Origin of the sequence: Mesorhizobium sp. CA10, from assembly GCF_020165285.1 — a bacterium.
Lineage (GTDB): Bacteria > Pseudomonadota > Alphaproteobacteria > Rhizobiales > Rhizobiaceae > Mesorhizobium.
This window is the reverse complement of sequence record NZ_JAIUHV010000001.1, coordinates 279,705-298,763: the sequence shown is the minus strand read 5'-3', so window position 1 is coordinate 298,763 and position 19,059 is coordinate 279,705. Positions and strand designations below refer to the sequence as shown.

The window sequence follows — 19,059 nt, the reverse complement described above, 5'->3', positions numbered from 1 at the left end:
GCAGGGGACATTTCGATGAGCGAGGGACACTCGACCTATACGCCCAAGACCGGTATCGAGCGCTGGTTCGACGCCCGCATGCCGCTGCCGCGGCTGGTCCATGACAGCTTCGTCGCCTATCCGGTGCCGCGCAACCTCAACTACATGTGGACGTTCGGCGGCATCCTGTCGATCATGCTGGCCGCGCAGATCCTGACCGGCATCGTGCTGGCGATGCACTACACCTCCGACACCAATCTCGCCTTCGATTCGGTCGAGAAGATCATGCGCGACGTGAATTCCGGATGGCTCTTGCGCTATCTCCATTCCAACGGCGCCTCATTCTTCTTCGTCGCCGTCTACATCCATATCTTCCGCGGCCTGTTCTACGGCTCCTACAAGGCGCCGCGCGAGCTCTTGTGGATCCTCGGCTGCATCATCTACCTCTTGATGATGGCCACCGGCTTCATGGGCTACGTGCTGCCTTGGGGCCAGATGAGCTTCTGGGGCGCTACCGTCATCACCGGCTTCTTCAGCGCCATTCCGCTGGTGGGGAACTGGATCCAGGAACTGCTGCTCGGCGGCTTCGCCGTCGACAATCCGACGCTGAACCGCTTCTTTGCGCTGCATTATCTGTTGCCGTTCATGATCGCCGGCGTGGTCGTGCTGCACATCTGGGCGCTGCATGTCGTGGGCCAGTCGAACCCGACCGGCATCGAGGTCAAGTCGAAGACCGATACCGTGGCCTTCACGCCCTACGCCACCATCAAGGACGCGTTCGGCATGATCGTGTTCCTGTTCGTCTTCGCCTATTTCGTCTTCTACCTGCCGAACTTTCTTGGCCATCCGGACAACTACACGGTCGCCAATCCGCTGAAGACGCCGGCTCACATCGTTCCGGAATGGTACTTCCTGCCGTTCTACGCGATCCTGCGCGCCATCACCTTCAACATCGGCCCGATCAACTCCAAGCTCGGCGGCGTGCTGTGCATGTTCGGCGCCATCGCCATGCTGTTCCTGGTGCCGTGGCTCGACACTTCCAAGGTGCGCTCGGCGGTCTATCGTCCATGGTACAAGCTGTTCTTCTGGCTGTTCGTAGCCGACGCCATCCTGCTCGGCTGGCTGGGCTCGCAGCCGGCGGAAGGCAGCTATGTGTTCATGGCGCAGATGGCGACGCTGTTCTACTTCGCCTTCTTCCTGGTCGTCATGCCGGTGCTCGGCCTGATCGAGACGCCGCGCAGGCTGCCGAACTCGATCACCGAGGCCGTGCTTGAAAAGAAAAAGGGCAGCGGGCATCCGGCACGCGCTACCGCCGCGCCGGAAATCACGGGCTGAGAATCTGAGGGGATTTTGGGTATGAAGAAGATTCTCACCTCGCTGGCGCTGCTTGGCTTGGTGGTCGCGGGCACCGCTGCCATCGCCGCCGAAGAGGAACACAACGCGGCCGCTCCGACGCATTTCCCGATCAACGAACCGAAGGAAATGAGCTGGAGCTTCGCCGGTCCGTTCGGCACCTATGACAAGGCGCAGCTGCAGCGCGGCCTGAAGGTCTACAAGGAAGTCTGCTCGGCCTGCCATTCGATGAACCTGGTGGCCTTCCGCACGCTGGAAGGGCTCGGCTATTCGGAGGCGCAGATCAAGACCTTGGCCGCCGAATACACCATCCATGACGGCCCGAACGATGCCGGCGACATGTTCGATCGTCCCGGCAAGCCGTCGGATCACTTCCCGGCGCCGTTCCCGAACACAGAGGCCGCCGCTGCCGCAAATGGCGGCGCCGCGCCGCCCGACATGTCGCTGCTTGCCAAGGCGCGCGGCGTCGAGCGCGGCTTCCCGCGCTTCATCTTCGACATCTTCACCCAGTATGCGCAGGGCGGCCCGGACTACATCCACTCGCTGCTCACCGGCTACGACCAGACGCCGCCGGCCGGCATGGTGATCCCGGAAGGCACGCACTACAACCCGTACTTCCTGTCCGGCGTGTCGTTGAAGATGCCCAAGCCGCTCTCGGACGGCCAGGTGACCTATGACGACGGCTCGCCGCAGACTGTCGACCAGTATGCGCGCGACGTCTCGGCCTTCCTGATGTTCGCGGCCGAGCCGCATCTCGAGGATCGCAAGAAGACAGGCTTCCGCGTCATGATATTCCTGCTGGTCTTCGGCGCATTGGTCTACATGACCAAGCGCAGGGTGTGGGCCGACGTGGCGCACTGAGGCGGCGTCGATCGCAAGAATTTTGAAAGGGCGCCACAAGGCGCCCTTTTGTATTTCGGCGCGCGCAAACCGGGGCGTGTCACATGACCGTCATCGCTCGTGGCGATCCTGCCTCGCACTCAGCAAAGGATCGCACCCATGAAAAGATATGTATCGCTCGCGGCGGGTTTCCTGCTGCTTGTCACCGGATATGTCGCCCATGCCGATGAGGCCCAGCCTTTCGTCACCAGCAAGGACATCGACCTGACGATGATCCTGCCGCCGCCACCGGCCAATGACTCGCCGGAAACCAAAGCCGAGCTCGGCGAGGTGCTGACGCTGCAGGTGACGCGCACGCCGGAAATGGAAAAGCGCGCCATCGCCGACGCCGAGGAGAATATCTGGCGCTTCGCCGACGTCATGGGCCCGAATTTCAACAAGGAGAAGCTGCCGAAGTTCAGTGCCTTCTTCGATCGCGTCGTGGCGACCGAAGGCGCCGTCGTCGATCCCGCCAAGGATGTCTGGAAGCGGCCGCGGCCGCATCAGCTCAGCGATCTGGTCAAGCCGGTCGTGAAGCTGTCGAGCTCCGGTTCCTGGCCATCTGGCCATGCGACGGTCGGCACCATGATGGGCATCGTCCTTGCCGACATGGTCCCCGAAAAGCGCGCCGAGATCATGGCGCGCGCGGCCGAATTCGCCCACAACCGCGTGGTCGGCGGCATCCATTATCCGTCCGACATCGAGATGGGCAAGATCTCCGGCAGCGTGATCGCCGCGGTCCTGCTCAACCGTCCAGATTTCAAGGCCGAGTACGAAGTGGCGCGCTCCGAGCTGCGCTCGGATCTCGGCATGTAGCCGCTCGGTAGCGCCTGCTTTTCGAAGGGCGCCTTCGCGGGCGCCCTTTTTCATTATGGTCGAGGCCGATCGGTGCCGATCCTTTGCCGGATGTGCTTGTCTCTGGCGCGACATCGCGGTAGCCCTTGTCGGTCGCGTCGGGCAGCAAAGGCCGACGCCGCCAAATCCGACAGCCGGACACGCGGAAAGCCTCGATGAAATCCTCCCTCGAAGACACGCTGCTTGCGGCCATCCGCACCATTCCGGATTATCCCAAGCCCGGCATCCTGTTTCGCGACATCACCACGCTGCTTGGCGACGCGCGCGCCTTCCGCCGCGCCATCGACGAGCTGGTCCATCCCTATGCCGGATTGAAGATCGACAAGATCGCCGGCATCGAGGCGCGGGGCTTCATCCTCGGCGGCGCTGTGGCGCACCAGCTTTCGGCAGGCTTCGTGCCGATCCGCAAGAAAGGCAAGCTGCCCTACGAGACGGTGCGCGTCGCCTACAGCCTCGAATACGGCCTGGACGAGATGGAGATGCACAAGGACGGCGTCTCGCCGGGCGAGAAGGTGATCGTGGTCGACGACCTGATCGCCACCGGCGGCACGGCGGAAGCCGCGGTGAAGCTGCTGAGGCAAATCGGCGCCGACATCGTCGCGGCATGCTTCGTCATCGACTTGCCCGATCTCGGCGGCCGCCAGAAGCTGGAAGCGCTAGACGTGCCGGTGAGGACGTTGATCGGGTTCGAGGGGCATTGATCTTCCCCTTCTCCCCTTGGGGGAGAAGGTGTCGCCGAAGGCGACGGATGAGGGGTGTTCCAGGGAACGCCAACGTCGCACTTCGCTGGAACACCCCTCATCCGTCTCGGCGCTGCGCGCCGATCCACCTTCTCCCACAACAAGGGGAGAAGGAGAGGCGCTATCCCACCTTCACCAGAACGGCGCTGTCGAACTCAATCACCTTGTCGCCGGTCGAATCGAAGCCTTCCGAACGCAGCGTCAGCAGGTTCCAGCCTGGGCGCCCGGCGAGCGGTCGGTGCGCCTGCGCGGTGCGCGTGAAAGTCACGGTCTCACCGGCATAGACCGGCTTCAGCCATTTCAAATTGCGGAAGCCGGGCGAGGGGCCGAACTCGGGCTGCGGACCTGGGCCTGTCCAGCGCACGCCCTCGGTCTCCATGCGCTTTTCGAGATTGTATTTCATCCAGGTGGCGGCAGTGTGCCAGCCTGAGGCGCAGAGCCCGCCAAGCACGCTCTTCTTCGCCGCCTCTTCATCGACGTGGAAGACCTGCGGATCGTATTTGTTGGCGAACGCCTTGATCTCGTCGGCTTCGAATTTATGCGAGCCGAGCGTGACGGTCTCGCCGATCAGGAAATACTCGTCCAGGGTCATGACAGGTCCCTTGCGGCATCACGCGCGAGGAACATGCCAGTGTTTTCGAGTTCGAAGACGCTTTCGCCGCGCTGGTTGACGAGCTCGCTGCGCATGGTGATCAAGCCGAGCTGCGGCCTCGATTTCGACTGGCGCTTGGAAAGTATGGTGAGCGTGCCGGTAAGCCTGTCGCCGGCCAGCACCGGCTTCTTCCATTTCACATGCTCGATGCCGGGCGAGCCCTGCGAGGTCGAATCGAGCAGGAAGGCGTCGCATAGCATGCGCATGAACATCGCACAGGTATGCCAGCCCGAAGCCGAAAGCCCGCCGAGGATGCTCGCCTTGCCGGCTTCCTCGTCGAGATGCATCGGCTGCGGATCGAACTCCGAGGCGAATTCGATGATCTCGGCGGCGCTTACGTCCTTGCTGCCGAGGTCGAGCGAGGCGCCCTCGGCGAAATCCTCATAGGCCCAGGTCTTTCCGGTCATGATCGGCAATCCGGTTGACGAACGCGATCCGCAAGGATCGGAAAACCCGGATGCCGGCCCAAGTCGATTTGGTCAAGTGATTTCTGGTAAGCCAGCCGTCGCCGGCCAAGTCCGTCAGAGCCAGCCGCGGCGGCGGAAATACCAGAAGGGCAGGATCGCCGAGACCACCATCAGGGCGATGGCGAAGGGGTAGCCGAACTCCCATTTGAGCTCGGGGATGATGTCGAAGTTCATGCCGTAGATCGAGGCGACCAGCGTCGGCGGCAGAAAGATGACGGCGGCGACCGAGAAGATCTTGATGATGGCGTTCTGCTCGATCGAGATCATGCCGAGCGTGGCGTCGAGCAGGAAGGAGATCTTCTGCGACAGGAAGGTGGCATGGTCGGCAAGCGAGAGCACGTCGCGCGACAGCGTCTTGATGCGGGCGCGCACATCCTTGCTCATCTTGGTCTGGTCAGCGACATGGGCGAGAAAGCCGGCCAGGCGCTGCAACGAGATCAGGCTGTCGCGGACCGACGAAGCGATGTCCTCCTTGCGGCCGATGCCTTTGAGGAGCTCCTGGAAATCGCGGTTGCGCTTCGAGGCCTTGGTCGAGCGCGCCTCGAAAATGTCGCGCGAGATCGTTTCCACCTCGCGGCCGGCGCGCTCGAGGATGTCGGCCAGGCGATCGACGATCGCCTCGAGGAGGCCGATCAGGATGGTGTCGCCGCTGGTGCAGCCGGTCGCCACCTTCTCGGCGCGCTGCGGGAAAGTCTTGAAGGCCTTGGGCTCATGATAGCGGATGGTGATCAGCCTCTTGCCGGCGAGCGCGAAGGTCACCGGCGACATCAAGGGATCGTCGGCCTCGGTCTGCGCCGGCAGCACGGCGGTCATGAAGTAGCCGCCGTCCTCGACATAGAGCCGGCTCGAAATCTCGATCTCTTCCATTTCCTCGCGGGTCGGGATGGCAATGCCCAGCCAGCTCTCGATGCGCGCCTCTTCCTCCTTGGTTGGGTTGAAAAGATCGGCCCAGACGATCCTGTCGCCGTCCGCCGCAAGGTCCTCCGTGAGGCGCAGGCGATCATTGTCCACGACGAAGGTCTTTATCATCGCCGGGTCTCCCTGGAGATCAGGTGTTGAACTTGAACAGCATGATGTCGCCGTCCTGGACGACGTATTCCTTGCCCTCGTCGCGCGCCTTGCCGGCTTCCTTGGCGGCTGCCTCGCCGCCCAGCGTGACGAAGTCGTTGTAGGCGATCGTCTGGGCGCGGATGAAGCCGCGCTCGAAATCGGTGTGGATGACGCCAGCCGCCTGCGGCGCCTTATCGCCCTTGTGGATCGTCCAGGCGCGCGTCTCCTTCGGCCCGACGGTGAAATAGGTGATCAGATGCAGGAGCTCGTAGCCGGCGCGGATCACCTTGTTGAGGCCCGGCTCATCGAGGCCGATCGAGGCAAGGAATTCCATTTCCTCCTCGTCTGAAAGCTGGGCGACTTCAGCCTCGATCGCCGCCGAGATCACCACCGTGCCGGCGCCCTGCGCGGCCGCCATCTTCTCCACTGCCCTGGTGTGCTCGTTGCCGGTGGCGGCGTCCGCTTCGGCGACGTTGCAGACATAGAGAACGGGATGCGAGGTGAGCAGGTTCAGCCCCTGCAGGATGCGCAGGTCCTCCGCGGGGATGCCGTTGAGCAGGAAGCGCGTCGGCTTGCCGGCCTGCAGAAGCTCGAGCGCGGCCTCCATCATGGGCAGGACGGCCATGGCTTCCTTGTCCTTGCCGGCGGCGCGCTTGCGGATCTGGGCGATGCGGCGCTCGAGGCTTTCGAGGTCGGCGAGCATCAGCTCGGTCTCGACCGTCTCGGCGTCGGCGACAGGGTCGATACGGCCTTCGACATGGGTGATGTCGTCATCCTCGAAGCAGCGCAGCACATGCACGATGGCGTCGACCTCGCGAATGTTGGCGAGGAACTGGTTGCCCAGCCCTTCGCCCTTGGAGGCGCCGCGCACCAGGCCGGCGATATCGACGAAGGAGATGCGGGTCGGGATGATCTCCTTCGACTTGCCGATCGCCGCGATCTTCTGCAGGCGCGGGTCGGGCACCGCCACCTCGCCGGTGTTCGGCTCGATGGTGCAGAAAGGATAGTTGGCGGCCTGTGCGGCGGCCGTCCTGGTCAGCGCGTTGAACAGCGTGGACTTGCCGACGTTGGGCAAGCCAACGATGCCACATTTGAAACCCATGTTCGTCCAATCCTGTCGGAAATTCGATTTTGGTGAGGGCTATGGGCGATAGGGGTGACGAACGTCAAGCCCCATGCCTCTATCGTGACAGGGCCTAAAGCGCGTCGCGATCTTTTAGATTCGCTCCCTGCGCTTTAGTCTTTTGATTTTGTGCATGTCTTTACCCCGAAACCGGTTCCCACTTTCGGGAGACATGCTTTAGTCCTTGCCAAAGAGCTTCTTCAGCATGGCAGCCATCGGGCCGCTTTCTGGGAGCTTTGCCGCTGGCTGCTGCGGGCGCGCCTGGCGGACATGGCTTTGCTGCTTCGGCGCCTTGGGCGGCGGGCGGTCGTCGTCGCCGGTCGGCACAAGCTTGTCGCGCAAGGCGAGCGTGACCCGGTTCATGAACGAGCTGTCGTCGCCCTTGGCGAGCAAGCCGGCAGCGTCGGCGATTGCGTCCAGCAGGACATCGAGCCACTCGCGGTCGGCCTTGGCGAAATCGCCAAGCACATGGCCGTGCACCATCTCCTTGACGCCGGGATGGCCGACGCCGATGCGCACCCGGCGAAAGGCGTTGCCGACATGCTGGTCGAGCGAGCGGATGCCGTTATGGCCGCCGGAGCCGCCGCCCACCTTGACCCGGAGCTTGCCGGCAGCAAGGTCGATCTCGTCGTAGAAGACGGTGAGGGCGGATGGCTCGAGCTTGTAGAAGCGCAGCGCTTCGCCGACTGACTGTCCGGAGAGGTTCATGAAGGTCTGCGGCTTGATCAGCAGGATTTTTTCGCCGCCGAGCGTGCCTTCTGAGACCAGGCCCTGGAATTTTCTCGACCAGGGCGAAAAGGAATGGCGGCGGGCAATCGCGTCCGCCGCCATGAAGCCGACATTGTGCCGGTTGTTTTCGTATTTCGCGCCCGGATTGCCGAGGCCTGCAAAGACAAGCATCGCCGCCTCCAGACTTAGAGCACGATGCCGAAAAGTGGGAAGCGGTTTTCGGAAAACATCATGCTCTATTTCTTTGGTTTAGAGCCGGATGAAATCATCCGGCTCGGAGAATTACTTCTCTTCGGCCTCCGGGGCCGCCGTCTCTTCCACAGCTTCCGTGGTCGCTTCCGTCTCCGGCTTCATCGCCGACGAGCCGGCAACGGTCGCGATGGTGAAATCGCGATCGGAGATGACCGGCTTGACGCCGGCCGGCAGCTTGACCGCCGAGATATGGATCGAATCGCCGATGTCGGTGCCGGTGAGATCGACGGTGATGAACTCCGGGATCGCGTTGGCCGGGCAGTGGAACTCGACTTCGTGACGAACGATGTTGAGCACGCCGCCGCGCTTGATGCCTGGCGACTTGTCTTCATTGATGAAGTGGACAGGCACGTCGACATTGACTTCGGTGTCCTTGCCGATGCGCAGGAAGTCGACATGGACAGGAAAATCCTTGACCGGGTCGAGCTGGAAATCCTTCGGCAGGACCTGGATCTTCTTGCCGTCGACATCGATCGTGGCGATCGTGGTCAGAAACCCGCCGCCATGGATCTTGTAGAAGATGTCCTTGTAGTTGAGCGCAATCGCCAGGGGAGGCTGCTTGTCGCCATAGATAACTGCAGGCACTTTACCGTCGCGACGAACTGCACGGGCGGACCCCTTACCGACCTGTTCGCGCGCTTCGGCTTTCAGCTCATAAGCATCGTGGCTCATGGCATTTCCTTTCGCGTGTTGTGGAGCGTTCGCGGCCGGCAAACCCGTCCGTAAACGTCGAAAGCCGTCGCGGCCTTGCACGATCTGTCGATGCGTTTGGCGATCCAAAAGCGTCTTGGGGATCATGCAGGCCTGGCCGGCCTTCCTCCGCGTTGCCTCCAAGGGTGTCTACGCGGGTGGCGGCTCTATAGCGGAAGGCGGGCAAGGGTGCAAGCGGTTGGCCGGGCGGGTTGCGGGCGGTTCCGGTGCCGAAAGGATAAACCGGAAATCCGACTTGCGGCAAATGTAGGAACGCGCAGTTCTCAGCCGTCCTGCGGGCATGTGGCCAAATCCATGGGGACCAATATGAAGCTTCTGTTCAGCCGCAATCCCAATCCTCGCCTCGCGGTCGCGACGGCGCGCCATCTCAAGGCGGAGATCGCGTTCGAGTTCGCATCGCCCATGGCGCCGGGGCAGGCCGAACGCTATCGCGCGCTGAACCCCAATCTGACCTTGCCGATCCTGGTCGGGCCGGGATGGAGCCTTTGGGAGACCGACGCCATCGCCTGCCGGCTTTCGCGCGAGACGCATTCGGATTTCTGGCGCGGCGGGCAGGACGAGCCGGACATGATCCGCTGGATCAGCTGGGGCAAGGAACGGTTCGCTTTCGCTTGCGACATGGTGCATTTCGAGCGTGGGACCAAGCAGCGCTATGGGCTTGGTCCTATCGACCGCGCGCTGGTCGAGGAGGGACTGAGGCAGTTCCACGCCGCCGCCGCGATCCTCGAGCCTGAGCTTGCCGGACGCGATTGGCTGGTCGGCAATTCCGTCTCCTATGCCGACTTCCGCATGGCGACGTTCCTGCCTTTCAACGATGCCGCCCGATTGCCGCTCGACGACTACCCGTCTATCCGCCGCTGGTATGGCCGGCTCGAGGCGATCGATGCCTGGCGCGACCCGTTCCAGGGACTTCAGGCGCCTCCACTGGCTCCGGTCAAGGTCGAGGCCTGACCCGCATGGGCTGAACCAATCAACGCTTCTCCCGCGCAAACTCAATCCGTTTGCGCGGCGCGTTTTGAAATCTTCTCGCTCATTTAATTCTACAAAATCTGTAGCCTTAATGAAGAAATGTCCGCGAGGAGAGCCCGAACATGACAAAGAAGCTGGTGGTTGGATTTTCCGGCAATCTGACCCGTCCGTCAAAGACCAAGGCATTTATCACGCAGATCGCGGACGAAGCGGCTGGCCGCATCGGGGCGGCCTCGGCGGTCCATGACATTGAAGATCTCGGTCTATCGTTCCCGTCGGCACGGCGCATTTCCGATCTCGATCAAACGGCGCGCAATATCGTTGAGCAATTGCTCGGCGCCGACGTTCTGGTGGTGGGGTCGCCGACCTTCAAAGGCAGCTATACCGGACTTTTCAAGCACTTGTTCGATCTGCTCGATCCGTCGTCGCTGCGCGGCAAGCCGATCATTCTCGTTGCCACGGGCGGCGGCGAGCGCCATTCGCTGATCGTCGAGCATCAGCTGCGGCCGCTGTTCGGATTCTTCGAAGCGCTCACCATGCCGACCGCGATCTACGCTTCCGATAAGGATTTCACCGACGGCGTGCTGGTGTCGGAAGCCACCCAAGCCCGCGCCCGCCAGGCCGTTACCGAGGTTTTGCGCATCGTTGGCGAAACTCGCAGCGTCGGCCTCGCCGCCTGAATTCAGGCAGTCGTTTTGGAACCCGAAGGATCAGCCATGACCAGCTCCAGCACATCCAGACAGATCAAGCTCGGCGCCTTTCTGCCCGGCGGCGGCCAGCACGTCGCGGCCTGGCGTCATCCGGACGCGCCGGCCGATGGCGCGACCAATTTCGAGTTCCACAAGCAACTCGCGCTGACCGCCGAGCGGGGCCTGTTCGACGCCTATTTCCTGGCTGACAATCTCACCATCGGCCTCGGCGCCCGTGAAGGCGGCAACGCCAAGATCGCCGGTTTCGAGCCGGTGACACTGTTTGCCGCGCTGGCGCCGTTGACCACGCATATCGGCTTCATCGCCACCGCCTCGACCACCTATGAAGAACCCTACACGCTCGCGCGCAAATTCGCCTCGCTCGATCTGTTGTCGAACGGGCGCGCCGGCTGGAACGTGGTGACGTCGGCCGGCGACGACACGGCGCGCAACTTCAATCGTGACGTCCAGCCCAATCATGCCGAGCGCTATGCGCGGGCGCATGAGCATGTCGAAACGGTCAAGGCGCTGTGGGACAGCTGGGAAGACGACGCCTTCATTCGCGACAAGAAGACGGGCCGTTTCTACGACAAGGACAAGCTGCATGACGTGAACCACAAGGGCGCGCATTTCAGCGTCAAGGGGCCGCTCAACGTGCCGCGTCCGGTGCAGGGTCATCCGGTGGTCGTGCAGGCGGGACAGTCGGAGGACGGTCGCGGGCTCGCGGCGGCGTCGGCCGAGGTGATATTCACGGCGCATCAGAACCTTGCCTCGGCGCAGGAATTCTATCGCGACATCAAGGCGCGCGTCGCGGCGACCGGGCGCGATCCGGCGCAGGTGCTTATCATGCCGGGCGTGGCGCCCTTCGTCGGCCGCACCGAAGAGGAGGCCCGTGCCAAATACCAGCAGCTTAACGACCTGATCCTGCCGGAGGACGGCGTGGCGCTGCTCAACGGACTTGCCGGCCAGACGCTCGACCTCAGGGACTATCCGCTCGACGGCCCGCTGCCGCCGAGCAGGGAGACCGAAGGCATGAAGAGCCGCCAGGCGCTGATCCGCCAGATTGCGGACGAGCATAATTTCACGATCCGCCAGCTCTATCAGTGGGTTGCGACCGCGCGCGGCCATTACACGGTCATCGGCAGCGCCGCCCAAGTCGCGGATCAGCTGGAGGAATGGTTCACGAGCGAGGGCGCCGACGGCTTCAACATCCTGCCGCCATGGCTGCCCGGCGCGCTCGACGACTTCGTAGACCTGGTGATCCCGGAGCTGCAGCGTCGCGGCCTGTTCCGCACCGCTTACGAGGGCAGGACGCTGCGCGAAAATCTTGGCCTGAGGCGACCGCAGAATCCGTGGGCGGCCGCGCGCTCGACCGTGCTCGCCGCCGAATGATTCCTGACGCGAGAGGGCAAGACGATGACTTTGCAGCATATCGAAAAGACGGTCGGTATCGGCCGGCATGAGGGTGGCAGCGGCACCGGCATGGAGCCGCTGCACCTCCTGACGCGGACTTCGGCGCGAATCCTGTCGCGTTATGGCGTGCTGCTCGGCTTCCTCGTGTTCTGGCAGGTGGCAGCGAGCAGCGGCTGGGTCAATTCGGCCGTGCTGCCGCCGGTCGACACAATCGTCGCGGCGCTCTGGAAGGGTCTCATTGGCGGCAGCCTGCTCGGCGACATAGCCATCAGCCTGCAGCGTGCCGGCCTTGCATTCGCGGCGGCCGTCGTCGTCGCCATTCCGCTTGGCCTGGTCATGGGCCAGGCGCGTGCCGTGGAAACCGCGCTCGACCCGATCCTGCAGCTGTTCCGTCAGACCTCGGCGCTGGCGCTTTACCCGGTGTTCATCCTGCTTCTGGGACTGGGTGAAGCTTCGAAAGTGTTCGTCATCTTCTGGGCGACGCTGTTTCCGCTGCTGCTCAACACCATCAGCGGCGTCAAGGAGGTCGACCCGAAGCTGCTCGAAATGGCGCGCGCCTATGGTGCCCGGCGGCTGACGATTTTCCGTCGCGTCGTGCTGCCGGGCGCAGTGCCGTCGATCTTCGTCGGCCTGCGGCTCGGCGCCACGACCGCGCTGCTGCTCTTGATCGCTTCGGAGATGATCGGCGCCAACAAGGGCATCGGCTTCCAGGTGATGAATGCCCAGTACAATTTCCAGATTCCGCTGATGTTCGCGGCGATCGTCATCCTGGCGGGTCTCGGTCTGATCGCCAACCAGGTGCTGGTCGTCCTGCAGCGGCGGCTGTGTCGTTGGAATGTTTCAGCCGGCTAAGCAGCCAAACCTTCACCGTCACTTCCAAAACAACGAAAGGCTTGATCATGAGCATCACCCGCCGTTCGCTTCTCCTGCGCGCTCCGCTTGCTGCTGGCATTCTCGCCGGCCTGCCGTCGATCGCCATGGCGCAAGCCGCATCCATCAAGATCCGCTATCTCGCCAGCCGCGGCAGCATCTCCCCGCATGAGCTGGCCGACGCGCTCGGCTATTTCAAGGGCCTCGGCATCGAGCTCGAAAATGTCGGCTATGCCGCGGGCGGCCCGGAATCGCTGTTCGCGCTCGCGTCCGGCAGCGTCGACCTGGGCTCGGCAGCCACGCCGGCGGTGATCAACTCGATCGCCGGCGGCAACGACTTCGTCGCGGCTTATCCCAGCAACGGCATCAACAAGGACGTGAAGAGTGTCTTCTACGTGCTGGAAGACAGTCCGATCAAATCGATCGCCGACATTGCCGGCAAGACGATCGCGGTCAACACGCTCGGCGCCCATCTCGACTATACGGTGCGCGAGGCGCTGCACAGCGTTGGCCTGCCGCCGGACGCGGCCAAGCTGGTCGTGGTGCCCGGGCCGCAGCTCGAACAGACCTTGCGCTCGCGTCAGGTCGATATTGCCGGGCTGGGCTATTGGCAAGCGACCTTTGCCGGCCAACTGGTCAGCAATGGCGGCGTGCGCGGCGTCTTCAACGATACCGACGTGCTCGGCGAAATCGCCGGTGGCTTCGTCGTGCTGCGTCGTGATTTCATCACGGCGAATCCGGAGGCGGCCCGCAACTTCGTCGAACAGTCGGCGCGCGCGTCGGACTGGTCGCGGCAAAATCCGGACGAGACGCGCAAGCTGCTCGCCGACATTCTCAACAGGCGTGGCGAGAATGGCGAGCTGGCGCGCTACTGGACCGGCTTCGGCCTGCGCGAAAAGGCGGCGGTGACCGACCGCGACGTCGAGTTCTGGGTGAATATCCTCGAGCGCGACGGCCGGCTGCCGAAAGGCAAGCTCAAGGCTTCCGACATTCTCTACCGTCTCGGCGAAACCAAGACCAATTGAGCACGGAGACGCAAACCATGCCCACGGCACGCGGCGGCGATGTCACGATCCGCGACCTGTCGAAATCCTTCGCTCTCGCCGGGCGGCAGCTTGCCGTGCTGCGCTCGCTCAATCTCGATATCCGCTCCGGCGAATGCCTGGTCATTGTCGGCGCAAGCGGTTCCGGCAAGACGACGCTCCTGCGCATCCTTGCCGGGCTGGAGCGGGCCGATGGCGGCGCCGTCGCGATCGACGGCAAGCGGATTGAGGGCGTCGGCGAAGAGCGGGCGGTAATTTTCCAGGAGCCGCGGCTGCTGCCTTGGCTGACGGTGCTCGGCAATGTCGCCTTCGGTCTCGAAGTGCGCGGCATTGCCAAGGCGGAGGCCGAGAAGCGGGCGCGTTTCTATATCGCCCTGGTCGGCCTTGCCGAATTCAGCGATGCATATCCCACGCAGCTCTCCGGCGGCATGGCGCAGCGCGTCGGCATAGCCAGGGCACTGACGGTGCAGCCGGAAATCCTGCTGCTCGACGAGCCGCTCGGGGCGCTCGACGCCATGACCAAGATCTCCATGCAGGAGGAGCTGGCGCGCATCTGGAGCGAGGAGAATGTCACCATGGTCATGGTGACCCATGACCTTGAAGAGGCGATCTATCTTGCCGACAGGGTGCTGATCCTGCCCAGGGAGAAAGGCGGCGCGGCGCGACTGATCGATGTCGACCTACCGCGGCCGCGCGAGCGCAGCGAAAGCCGCTTCGTGCGCTATCGCGAGGAGTTGCTACGCGAGTTCGGCCTGCACTAGGGTGATATTCAGGTGATGCCAGCCCGACTTTGAATCTCAATTAGGCCTAGGCGGTGTCCACCATCTGGCCGCCGCTTAAAGCATTGCGCAAGGCCTGGATTTGCCGGTTCAGAGCATCGAGTTCAGCCAGCGTCATGCCTGAGCGCTCGATCAGGGTCTCGTTCAGGCAATTGCACCGGACGAGCAGAGCACGTCCGGCGGCGGTGAGATCGACCTGCACCTGGCGCTCGTCGGTCTGGCTGCGCTGGCGGGTGACAAGTCCTGCCTGTTCCATGCGTTTCACAAGCGGCGTGATGGTGCTCGATTCGAGGGCCAGCCGATGCGCGATGCTGCCCACCGACATGCCGTCCGTCTCTCCCAGCGCATTGAGCACGAGATATTGCGGATAGGTGATCCCCATCTCGTCCAGCATCGGCTTGTAGGTGCGGTTGATCGCCATGCTGGTGGCGTAGAGGGTGAAGCAGAGCTGATTGTCCAACGGGAGAGGCACGGCGCATTCCTTTGCCGACTGAGCATCCTTTATGTATCACGGGAAATGGTATCGCGATACATTTTTTCGTGGACAAGGCTTTCAATCTTCATTACGAGATGGTTATCGCGATACTGTTTATCGCGCTAATATAAGGAGATTGAGATGACCTCGCAGACCAAGTCGGGTTCGGGCAGCGGCACGATCACCACGAAGGACGGAACACAGATCTTCTACAAGGACTGGGGGACTGGCCAGCCGGTCGTCTTCCACCATGGCTGGCCGCTGAGCAGCGACGACTGGGACGCCCAGATGCTGTTCTTCCTGGCACAGGGCTACCGCGTCATCGCCCATGACCGGCGCGGCCATGGCAGGTCCAGCCAGACCGATACCGGCAATGAGATGGACACCTATGCCGCGGATGTGGCGGCGCTCGCGGAACATCTCGACCTCAAGGATGCAATCCACGTCGGTCATTCGACAGGCGGCGGCGAGGTCGCGCGCTATGTCGCGCAACATGGCGGCGGAGGCCGCGTCGCCAAGGCCGTGCTGATCGGCGCGGTGCCGCCGATCATGTTGAAGACGCCGGCCAATCCCGGCGGCCTGCCGATCGAGGTGTTCGACGGTTTCCGCGCGGCGCTGGCGGCCAACCGGGCACAGTTCTTCCACGACGTGCCGGCCGGCCCGTTCTACGGCTTCAACCGTCCCGGCGCCCAGGCTTCCGAAGGTGTCATCGACAATTGGTGGCGCCAGGGCATGATGGGCGGCGCCAAGGCGCATTACGACTGCATCAAGGCCTTCTCAGAAACAGACTTCACCGAGGACCTGAAGAAAATCGACGTGCCGGTGCTGGTCATGCATGGCGACGATGACCAGATCGTCCCGATCGCCGACTCCGCGCTCCTCTCGATCAAGCTGCTCAAGAAGGGCGAGCTCAAGGTTTACAAGGGCTTTCCGCACGGCATGGCAACGACCCATGCGGATGTCATCAACGCCGACCTGCTCGCCTTCTTCAAGGCCTGAGGCTGGCCGCCAAAACGCGAAAGCACCCGCCCTCGGGCGGGTGCTGTAAGATGACGGATCATCGTTTCGCGGTTGGGCGGGGACGCTCGATATTGTCCCTATGCCGTCCTTTCGATATCGGCGAGAAGTCAGCGCCCGGCCGCCGATATCATCTCCAGACTCGGCACCGAAAAATGGTACTGTCGCCTCTGAAGAAGGGGGCAAAAAAATGAGTGCCGTCGTAGGATCGCTGCTTGATGCCGGCGATTGCAGCATCACGCTGATCCGATGAGATATGTTTCGCTGGGAACGTATCCGATCCGGCAGCCGGTCCAGGGCGGCCAGCTGCGGGCGAACGCCATCCACAAGGTCCTGCGGGATTGTGGATGGGAAACAGGCCATGTCCTCGTTACTCCCAACCGCGGCGCCAGGCGGGAAATGGAGGCCGGCGATCTTTTCATCGAGATGCCGCGCCGGTTTCGCAAGCAGATGGCCAGGCGCAAATGGCGTTCCGATGTCGCCACCGCCGAATTCATCGCGCGCAGCAGCTCCCATCGCCTTGAAATCGCAAGATTTCTCGACGACTTCAGGCCGGATGTCATTGCCGTGGAGCAGGGCTGGCTTTGGCCGGCTTTGCGTGAGTATGTTCAAACGTGCTCGCCCGAGGCGAATTTTTCAATCGTCTACAGCTCGCACAATGTCGAACAGCACTTGCTGGCGCAAGAGGCCGCGATTGCCGGCGCGGGAACGGACCTCTGGAGCGCTCGACGTGCGGCGGACATCGAGTCCGATCTTGCCGCAAAGGCGGACCTGGTGGTCGCGGTCAGTGAGCAGGATGCAGCCCATTTTCGCAAGCTCAATCCAAGGGTGGTGGTCGCCGCCAACGGCGTATGGCCGCGGGAAACGCCCGTCGGCCTCGATCGTTGGGCATCGCGGTTCGCCGGCGTGCGCACGGCGCTGTTCGTCGGGTCGGGCCATCCGCCCAACGCCCGCGGTTTTCTCCAGATGACGGATCCGGACCTTGGTTTTCTCTCAGCCTCGGAACGGATTGTGGTGGTTGGCGGCGTTGCCGACCAGATCCGCAACGATCCCGGATTCCTGCGGCACCGTGGCGCCGACAATGCCCGGATCGAGCTGCTCGGCATGCAGGACGGCGCGACCCTCGGCGCGCTGATCGAGCTTGCCGACGTCGTGATGCTTCCGATCGTCGAGGGCGGCGGCACGAACATCAAGACCGCGGAAGCGCTGTACAACCGCAAGCCGGTCGTGGCGACATCCTTCGCGTTGCGCGGCTACGAGCAATTCCAGCATTGGCCGAATGTCCGGCTGGCGGACAGGCCGGAAGACTTCCGGGATGTGCTTGCCCAGGCGCTCAGAAGCGAGCCTGAAGAGCTGAATTCGGCGGACATCGCACAGCTCGACACGCTGCTTTGGAGTTCGACGCTCCGAAAGCTTCCCGAGCTGTTCGCAGCGCTGCCGAGGCGGCAACGCCAGCCGGCGGCGAAGCCACCCGATGGCCGGGGTCGCTTTCTTCACGGCCTTTTGCAACGCCTGGGCTTGAGGGGAAGGAGCTGATCTCGTCGCGAGGGCGGCGAGGGAAGAAGCTGCTTGTTGGATAAAGCAAGCGTCGCGCCATGGGACGCCGCCGCCGGCTCCGAAACCTTCAAGGCTCCGAACCCGGCGGCGATCTTTTGTTGAACGGCAGCTTGGCCGCTGACCCGATCGGCTCAGGCCTTCCGCGCTTCCTTCATGTTGGGCAGGAACACCGTCAGCAGGCCGAGGAAGGGCAGGTACGAGCAGATCTGGTAGACGAAGTCGATGCCCTTCATGTCGGCGACGACGCCGAGCACCGCGGCGGCGATGCCGCCCATGCCGAAGGCGAAGCCGAAGAAGATGCCGGCGATCATGCCGACGCGGCCCGGAACCAGCTCCTGCGCGAAGACGACGATGTTGGAGAAGGCCGACGACAGGACCAGGCCGATCAGCACGGTAAGCACCATCGTCCATTCCAGATTGGCGTAGGGCAGCGCCAGCGTGAAGGGTAGCACACCGACGATCGAGAACCAGATCATCGCCTTCTGGCCGTAGCGGTCGCCGAAGGGGCCGCCGAGCAGGATGCCCAGCGCCGAGGCGCCGAGGAAGAGGAACAGCATCACCTGGCTCATCTGCACCGAAACGCCGAATTTATGCATGGCGTAGAAGGTGTAGTAGCTGGAGAGCGAGGCGATATATGCGTTCTTGGTCAGCACCAGCAGCGTCAGCACGGCCAACGCCCACATGACCTTCTTGCGCGCGAAGGGCGAGACATGGGCAGCCTGCTTACGGGTTGCCAGCGAGGCGCGCAGCCGGCTGTACCAGCCGCCGACCTGCCACAGCACGACGATGCCGATCAGCGAGCCGACGGCGAACCAGGAAATGCTGGTCTGGCCGAACGGCACGACGATGAAGGCGGCGAGCAGCGGGCCCATGGCCTGGCCGAAATTGCCGCCCACCTGGAACAGCGATTGCGCCAGGCCGAAGCGGCCGCCCGAGGCGAAGCGGGCGATACGCGAGGATTCCGGATGGAAGATCGCCGAGCCGATGCCGATCAGCGAGGCGCCGATCAGGAGCAGCCAGTAATGACCGGCATGGGCGAGCACCACCAGGCCGACCAGCGACGAGGCCATGCCCCAAGGCAAGGAGTAGGGCATCGGCTTCTTGTCGGTGATCATGCCGATCACCGGCTGCAGCAGCGAGGCCGTCACCTGGAAGGTGAAGGTCAAAAGGCCGATCTGCCAGAAATCGAGACCGTAATTGTCCTTGAGCAGCGGATAGATCGCCGAAAGCAGCGACTGCATGATGTCGTTGACGCAGTGGCAGAAGCTCACCGCAAGAATGACGGTGAAGGCCGTCGCTTGCGCCGAGATGTTGCTTGCCGACGCCGGTGCGGCGACGGAGGTGGCGGTCGTATCAGTCAAGGCAATGCTCCGTAGTCTCTTGTTGGAGCATGATCTTTTCCGAAAACCGGTTCCCACTTTTCGGGATCATGCTCTGGGCGGGCCGAACCGCAGCCG

The 19,059-nt window shown here is 63.1% G+C and carries 20 protein-coding genes; 12 read left to right on the top strand and 8 right to left on the bottom strand.

Translation table 11 applies throughout. The annotated features are described in order from the left end of the window. Positions 1-15 precede the first annotated feature (15 nt). From LB535_RS01425 to LB535_RS01410, 4 genes are all read left to right on the top strand, one after another. The gene (locus tag LB535_RS01425; RefSeq protein WP_140838693.1) at positions 16-1,314 is read left to right on the top strand and encodes a cytochrome b; all 1,299 of its coding nucleotides are present in this window, start codon (positions 16-18) and stop codon (positions 1,312-1,314) included. Between the two features lie 21 nt (positions 1,315-1,335). Continuing rightward, positions 1,336-2,193: a cytochrome c1 gene (locus LB535_RS01420; protein ID WP_095766511.1), complete on the top strand. Its 858-nt coding sequence runs from the start codon at positions 1,336-1,338 to the stop codon at positions 2,191-2,193. Between the two features lie 138 nt (positions 2,194-2,331). Beyond that, positions 2,332-3,027: an acid phosphatase gene (locus LB535_RS01415; protein ID WP_224630911.1), complete on the top strand. Its 696-nt coding sequence runs from the start codon at positions 2,332-2,334 to the stop codon at positions 3,025-3,027. Positions 3,028-3,221: 194 nt separating this feature from the next. Further along, entirely contained in the window at positions 3,222-3,767 is a 546-nt protein-coding gene (locus tag LB535_RS01410; protein WP_140838687.1) for an adenine phosphoribosyltransferase, read from the top strand. A gap of 160 nt (positions 3,768-3,927) precedes the next feature. Here LB535_RS01410 and LB535_RS01405 read toward each other — a convergent pair whose 3' ends face one another. The 6 genes from LB535_RS01405 to LB535_RS01380 all read right to left on the bottom strand — a co-directional run bounded on the left by LB535_RS01405 (position 3,928) and on the right by LB535_RS01380 (position 8,751). After that, positions 3,928-4,398 (bottom strand): MaoC family dehydratase, encoded by a 471-nt coding sequence (locus LB535_RS01405; RefSeq protein WP_095766513.1) that lies wholly within the window; start codon positions 4,396-4,398, stop codon positions 3,928-3,930. After that, positions 4,395-4,865 (bottom strand): MaoC family dehydratase, encoded by a 471-nt coding sequence (locus tag LB535_RS01400; RefSeq protein ID WP_224630910.1) that lies wholly within the window; start codon positions 4,863-4,865, stop codon positions 4,395-4,397. The genes LB535_RS01405 and LB535_RS01400 overlap by 4 nt, the downstream gene beginning before the upstream one ends. Before the next feature lie 114 nt (positions 4,866-4,979). Further along, positions 4,980-5,954: a magnesium/cobalt transporter CorA gene (gene corA, locus LB535_RS01395; protein WP_224630909.1), complete on the bottom strand. Its 975-nt coding sequence runs from the start codon at positions 5,952-5,954 to the stop codon at positions 4,980-4,982. Positions 5,955-5,973: 19 nt separating this feature from the next. Beyond that, a complete protein-coding gene (ychF, locus tag LB535_RS01390; protein WP_224630908.1) occupies positions 5,974-7,077 on the bottom strand; it encodes a redox-regulated ATPase YchF in 1,104 nt (367 codons plus the stop codon). A gap of 198 nt (positions 7,078-7,275) precedes the next feature. Beyond that, positions 7,276-7,998, bottom strand: coding sequence for an aminoacyl-tRNA hydrolase (pth, locus tag LB535_RS01385; protein ID WP_224630907.1), 723 nt, complete (start codon positions 7,996-7,998; stop codon positions 7,276-7,278). 111 nt (positions 7,999-8,109) lie between these two features. Next, a complete protein-coding gene (locus tag LB535_RS01380) occupies positions 8,110-8,751 on the bottom strand; it encodes a 50S ribosomal protein L25/general stress protein Ctc (protein WP_095766518.1) in 642 nt (213 codons plus the stop codon). A gap of 345 nt (positions 8,752-9,096) precedes the next feature. On the opposite strand from LB535_RS01380, the gene LB535_RS01375 reads away from it, so the two are divergent. From LB535_RS01375 to LB535_RS01350, 6 genes are all read left to right on the top strand, one after another. Beyond that, positions 9,097-9,741 (top strand): glutathione S-transferase family protein, encoded by a 645-nt coding sequence (locus LB535_RS01375; RefSeq protein ID WP_224606078.1) that lies wholly within the window; start codon positions 9,097-9,099, stop codon positions 9,739-9,741. 140 nt (positions 9,742-9,881) lie between these two features. Further along, positions 9,882-10,439 carry an FMN reductase gene (msuE, locus tag LB535_RS01370; protein ID WP_224630906.1) on the top strand — a complete coding sequence of 186 codons (558 nt, stop codon included), beginning with the start codon at positions 9,882-9,884 and terminating at the stop codon, positions 10,437-10,439. Positions 10,440-10,475: 36 nt separating this feature from the next. Then, positions 10,476-11,840, top strand: a complete 1,365-nt coding sequence (locus LB535_RS01365) for an LLM class flavin-dependent oxidoreductase (RefSeq protein WP_224630905.1) — start codon at positions 10,476-10,478, stop codon at positions 11,838-11,840. 24 nt (positions 11,841-11,864) lie between these two features. Beyond that, the gene (locus tag LB535_RS01360) at positions 11,865-12,713 is read left to right on the top strand and encodes an ABC transporter permease (protein WP_224630904.1); all 849 of its coding nucleotides are present in this window, start codon (positions 11,865-11,867) and stop codon (positions 12,711-12,713) included. Between the two features lie 47 nt (positions 12,714-12,760). Continuing rightward, positions 12,761-13,756 (top strand): ABC transporter substrate-binding protein, encoded by a 996-nt coding sequence (locus tag LB535_RS01355; protein WP_224630903.1) that lies wholly within the window; start codon positions 12,761-12,763, stop codon positions 13,754-13,756. A gap of 17 nt (positions 13,757-13,773) precedes the next feature. Continuing rightward, positions 13,774-14,535 (top strand): ABC transporter ATP-binding protein, encoded by a 762-nt coding sequence (locus LB535_RS01350; protein ID WP_224630902.1) that lies wholly within the window; start codon positions 13,774-13,776, stop codon positions 14,533-14,535. A 46-nt stretch (positions 14,536-14,581) separates the two neighbouring features. On the opposite strand, the gene LB535_RS01345 is transcribed toward LB535_RS01350, so the two are convergent. Next, positions 14,582-15,025 carry a MarR family winged helix-turn-helix transcriptional regulator gene (locus LB535_RS01345; RefSeq protein WP_224630901.1) on the bottom strand — a complete coding sequence of 148 codons (444 nt, stop codon included), beginning with the start codon at positions 15,023-15,025 and terminating at the stop codon, positions 14,582-14,584. Positions 15,026-15,169: 144 nt separating this feature from the next. Here LB535_RS01345 and LB535_RS01340 point away from each other — a divergent pair, with 144 nt between their 5' ends. Together LB535_RS01340 and LB535_RS01335 are read left to right on the top strand one after the other, a co-directional pair. Continuing rightward, positions 15,170-16,027 carry an alpha/beta fold hydrolase gene (locus LB535_RS01340; protein ID WP_095766525.1) on the top strand — a complete coding sequence of 286 codons (858 nt, stop codon included), beginning with the start codon at positions 15,170-15,172 and terminating at the stop codon, positions 16,025-16,027. 267 nt (positions 16,028-16,294) lie between these two features. Then, positions 16,295-17,581 (top strand): glycosyltransferase, encoded by a 1,287-nt coding sequence (locus tag LB535_RS01335; protein ID WP_224630900.1) that lies wholly within the window; start codon positions 16,295-16,297, stop codon positions 17,579-17,581. Positions 17,582-17,733: 152 nt separating this feature from the next. On the opposite strand, the gene LB535_RS01330 is transcribed toward LB535_RS01335, so the two are convergent. After that, entirely contained in the window at positions 17,734-18,963 is a 1,230-nt protein-coding gene (locus LB535_RS01330) for an MFS transporter (protein WP_224630899.1), read from the bottom strand. Positions 18,964-19,059 lie beyond the last annotated feature (96 nt).

Coding starts and splice junctions, on each gene's coding strand:
- LB535_RS01425 (WP_140838693.1), top strand. CDS start 16: ATGAGCGAGGGACACTCGACCTATACGCCCAAGACCGGTATCGAGCGC.
- LB535_RS01420 (WP_095766511.1), top strand. CDS start 1,336: ATGAAGAAGATTCTCACCTCGCTGGCGCTGCTTGGCTTGGTGGTCGCG.
- LB535_RS01415 (WP_224630911.1), top strand. CDS start 2,332: ATGAAAAGATATGTATCGCTCGCGGCGGGTTTCCTGCTGCTTGTCACC.
- LB535_RS01410 (WP_140838687.1), top strand. CDS start 3,222: ATGAAATCCTCCCTCGAAGACACGCTGCTTGCGGCCATCCGCACCATT.
- LB535_RS01405 (WP_095766513.1), bottom strand. CDS start 4,398: ATGACCCTGGACGAGTATTTCCTGATCGGCGAGACCGTCACGCTCGGC.
- LB535_RS01400 (WP_224630910.1), bottom strand. CDS start 4,865: ATGACCGGAAAGACCTGGGCCTATGAGGATTTCGCCGAGGGCGCCTCG.
- corA (WP_224630909.1), bottom strand. CDS start 5,954: ATGATAAAGACCTTCGTCGTGGACAATGATCGCCTGCGCCTCACGGAG.
- ychF (WP_224630908.1), bottom strand. CDS start 7,077: ATGGGTTTCAAATGTGGCATCGTTGGCTTGCCCAACGTCGGCAAGTCC.
- pth (WP_224630907.1), bottom strand. CDS start 7,998: ATGCTTGTCTTTGCAGGCCTCGGCAATCCGGGCGCGAAATACGAAAAC.
- LB535_RS01380 (WP_095766518.1), bottom strand. CDS start 8,751: ATGAGCCACGATGCTTATGAGCTGAAAGCCGAAGCGCGCGAACAGGTC.
- LB535_RS01375 (WP_224606078.1), top strand. CDS start 9,097: ATGAAGCTTCTGTTCAGCCGCAATCCCAATCCTCGCCTCGCGGTCGCG.
- msuE (WP_224630906.1), top strand. CDS start 9,882: ATGACAAAGAAGCTGGTGGTTGGATTTTCCGGCAATCTGACCCGTCCG.
- LB535_RS01365 (WP_224630905.1), top strand. CDS start 10,476: ATGACCAGCTCCAGCACATCCAGACAGATCAAGCTCGGCGCCTTTCTG.
- LB535_RS01360 (WP_224630904.1), top strand. CDS start 11,865: ATGACTTTGCAGCATATCGAAAAGACGGTCGGTATCGGCCGGCATGAG.
- LB535_RS01355 (WP_224630903.1), top strand. CDS start 12,761: ATGAGCATCACCCGCCGTTCGCTTCTCCTGCGCGCTCCGCTTGCTGCT.
- LB535_RS01350 (WP_224630902.1), top strand. CDS start 13,774: ATGCCCACGGCACGCGGCGGCGATGTCACGATCCGCGACCTGTCGAAA.
- LB535_RS01340 (WP_095766525.1), top strand. CDS start 15,170: ATGACCTCGCAGACCAAGTCGGGTTCGGGCAGCGGCACGATCACCACG.
- LB535_RS01335 (WP_224630900.1), top strand. CDS start 16,295: ATGAGATATGTTTCGCTGGGAACGTATCCGATCCGGCAGCCGGTCCAG.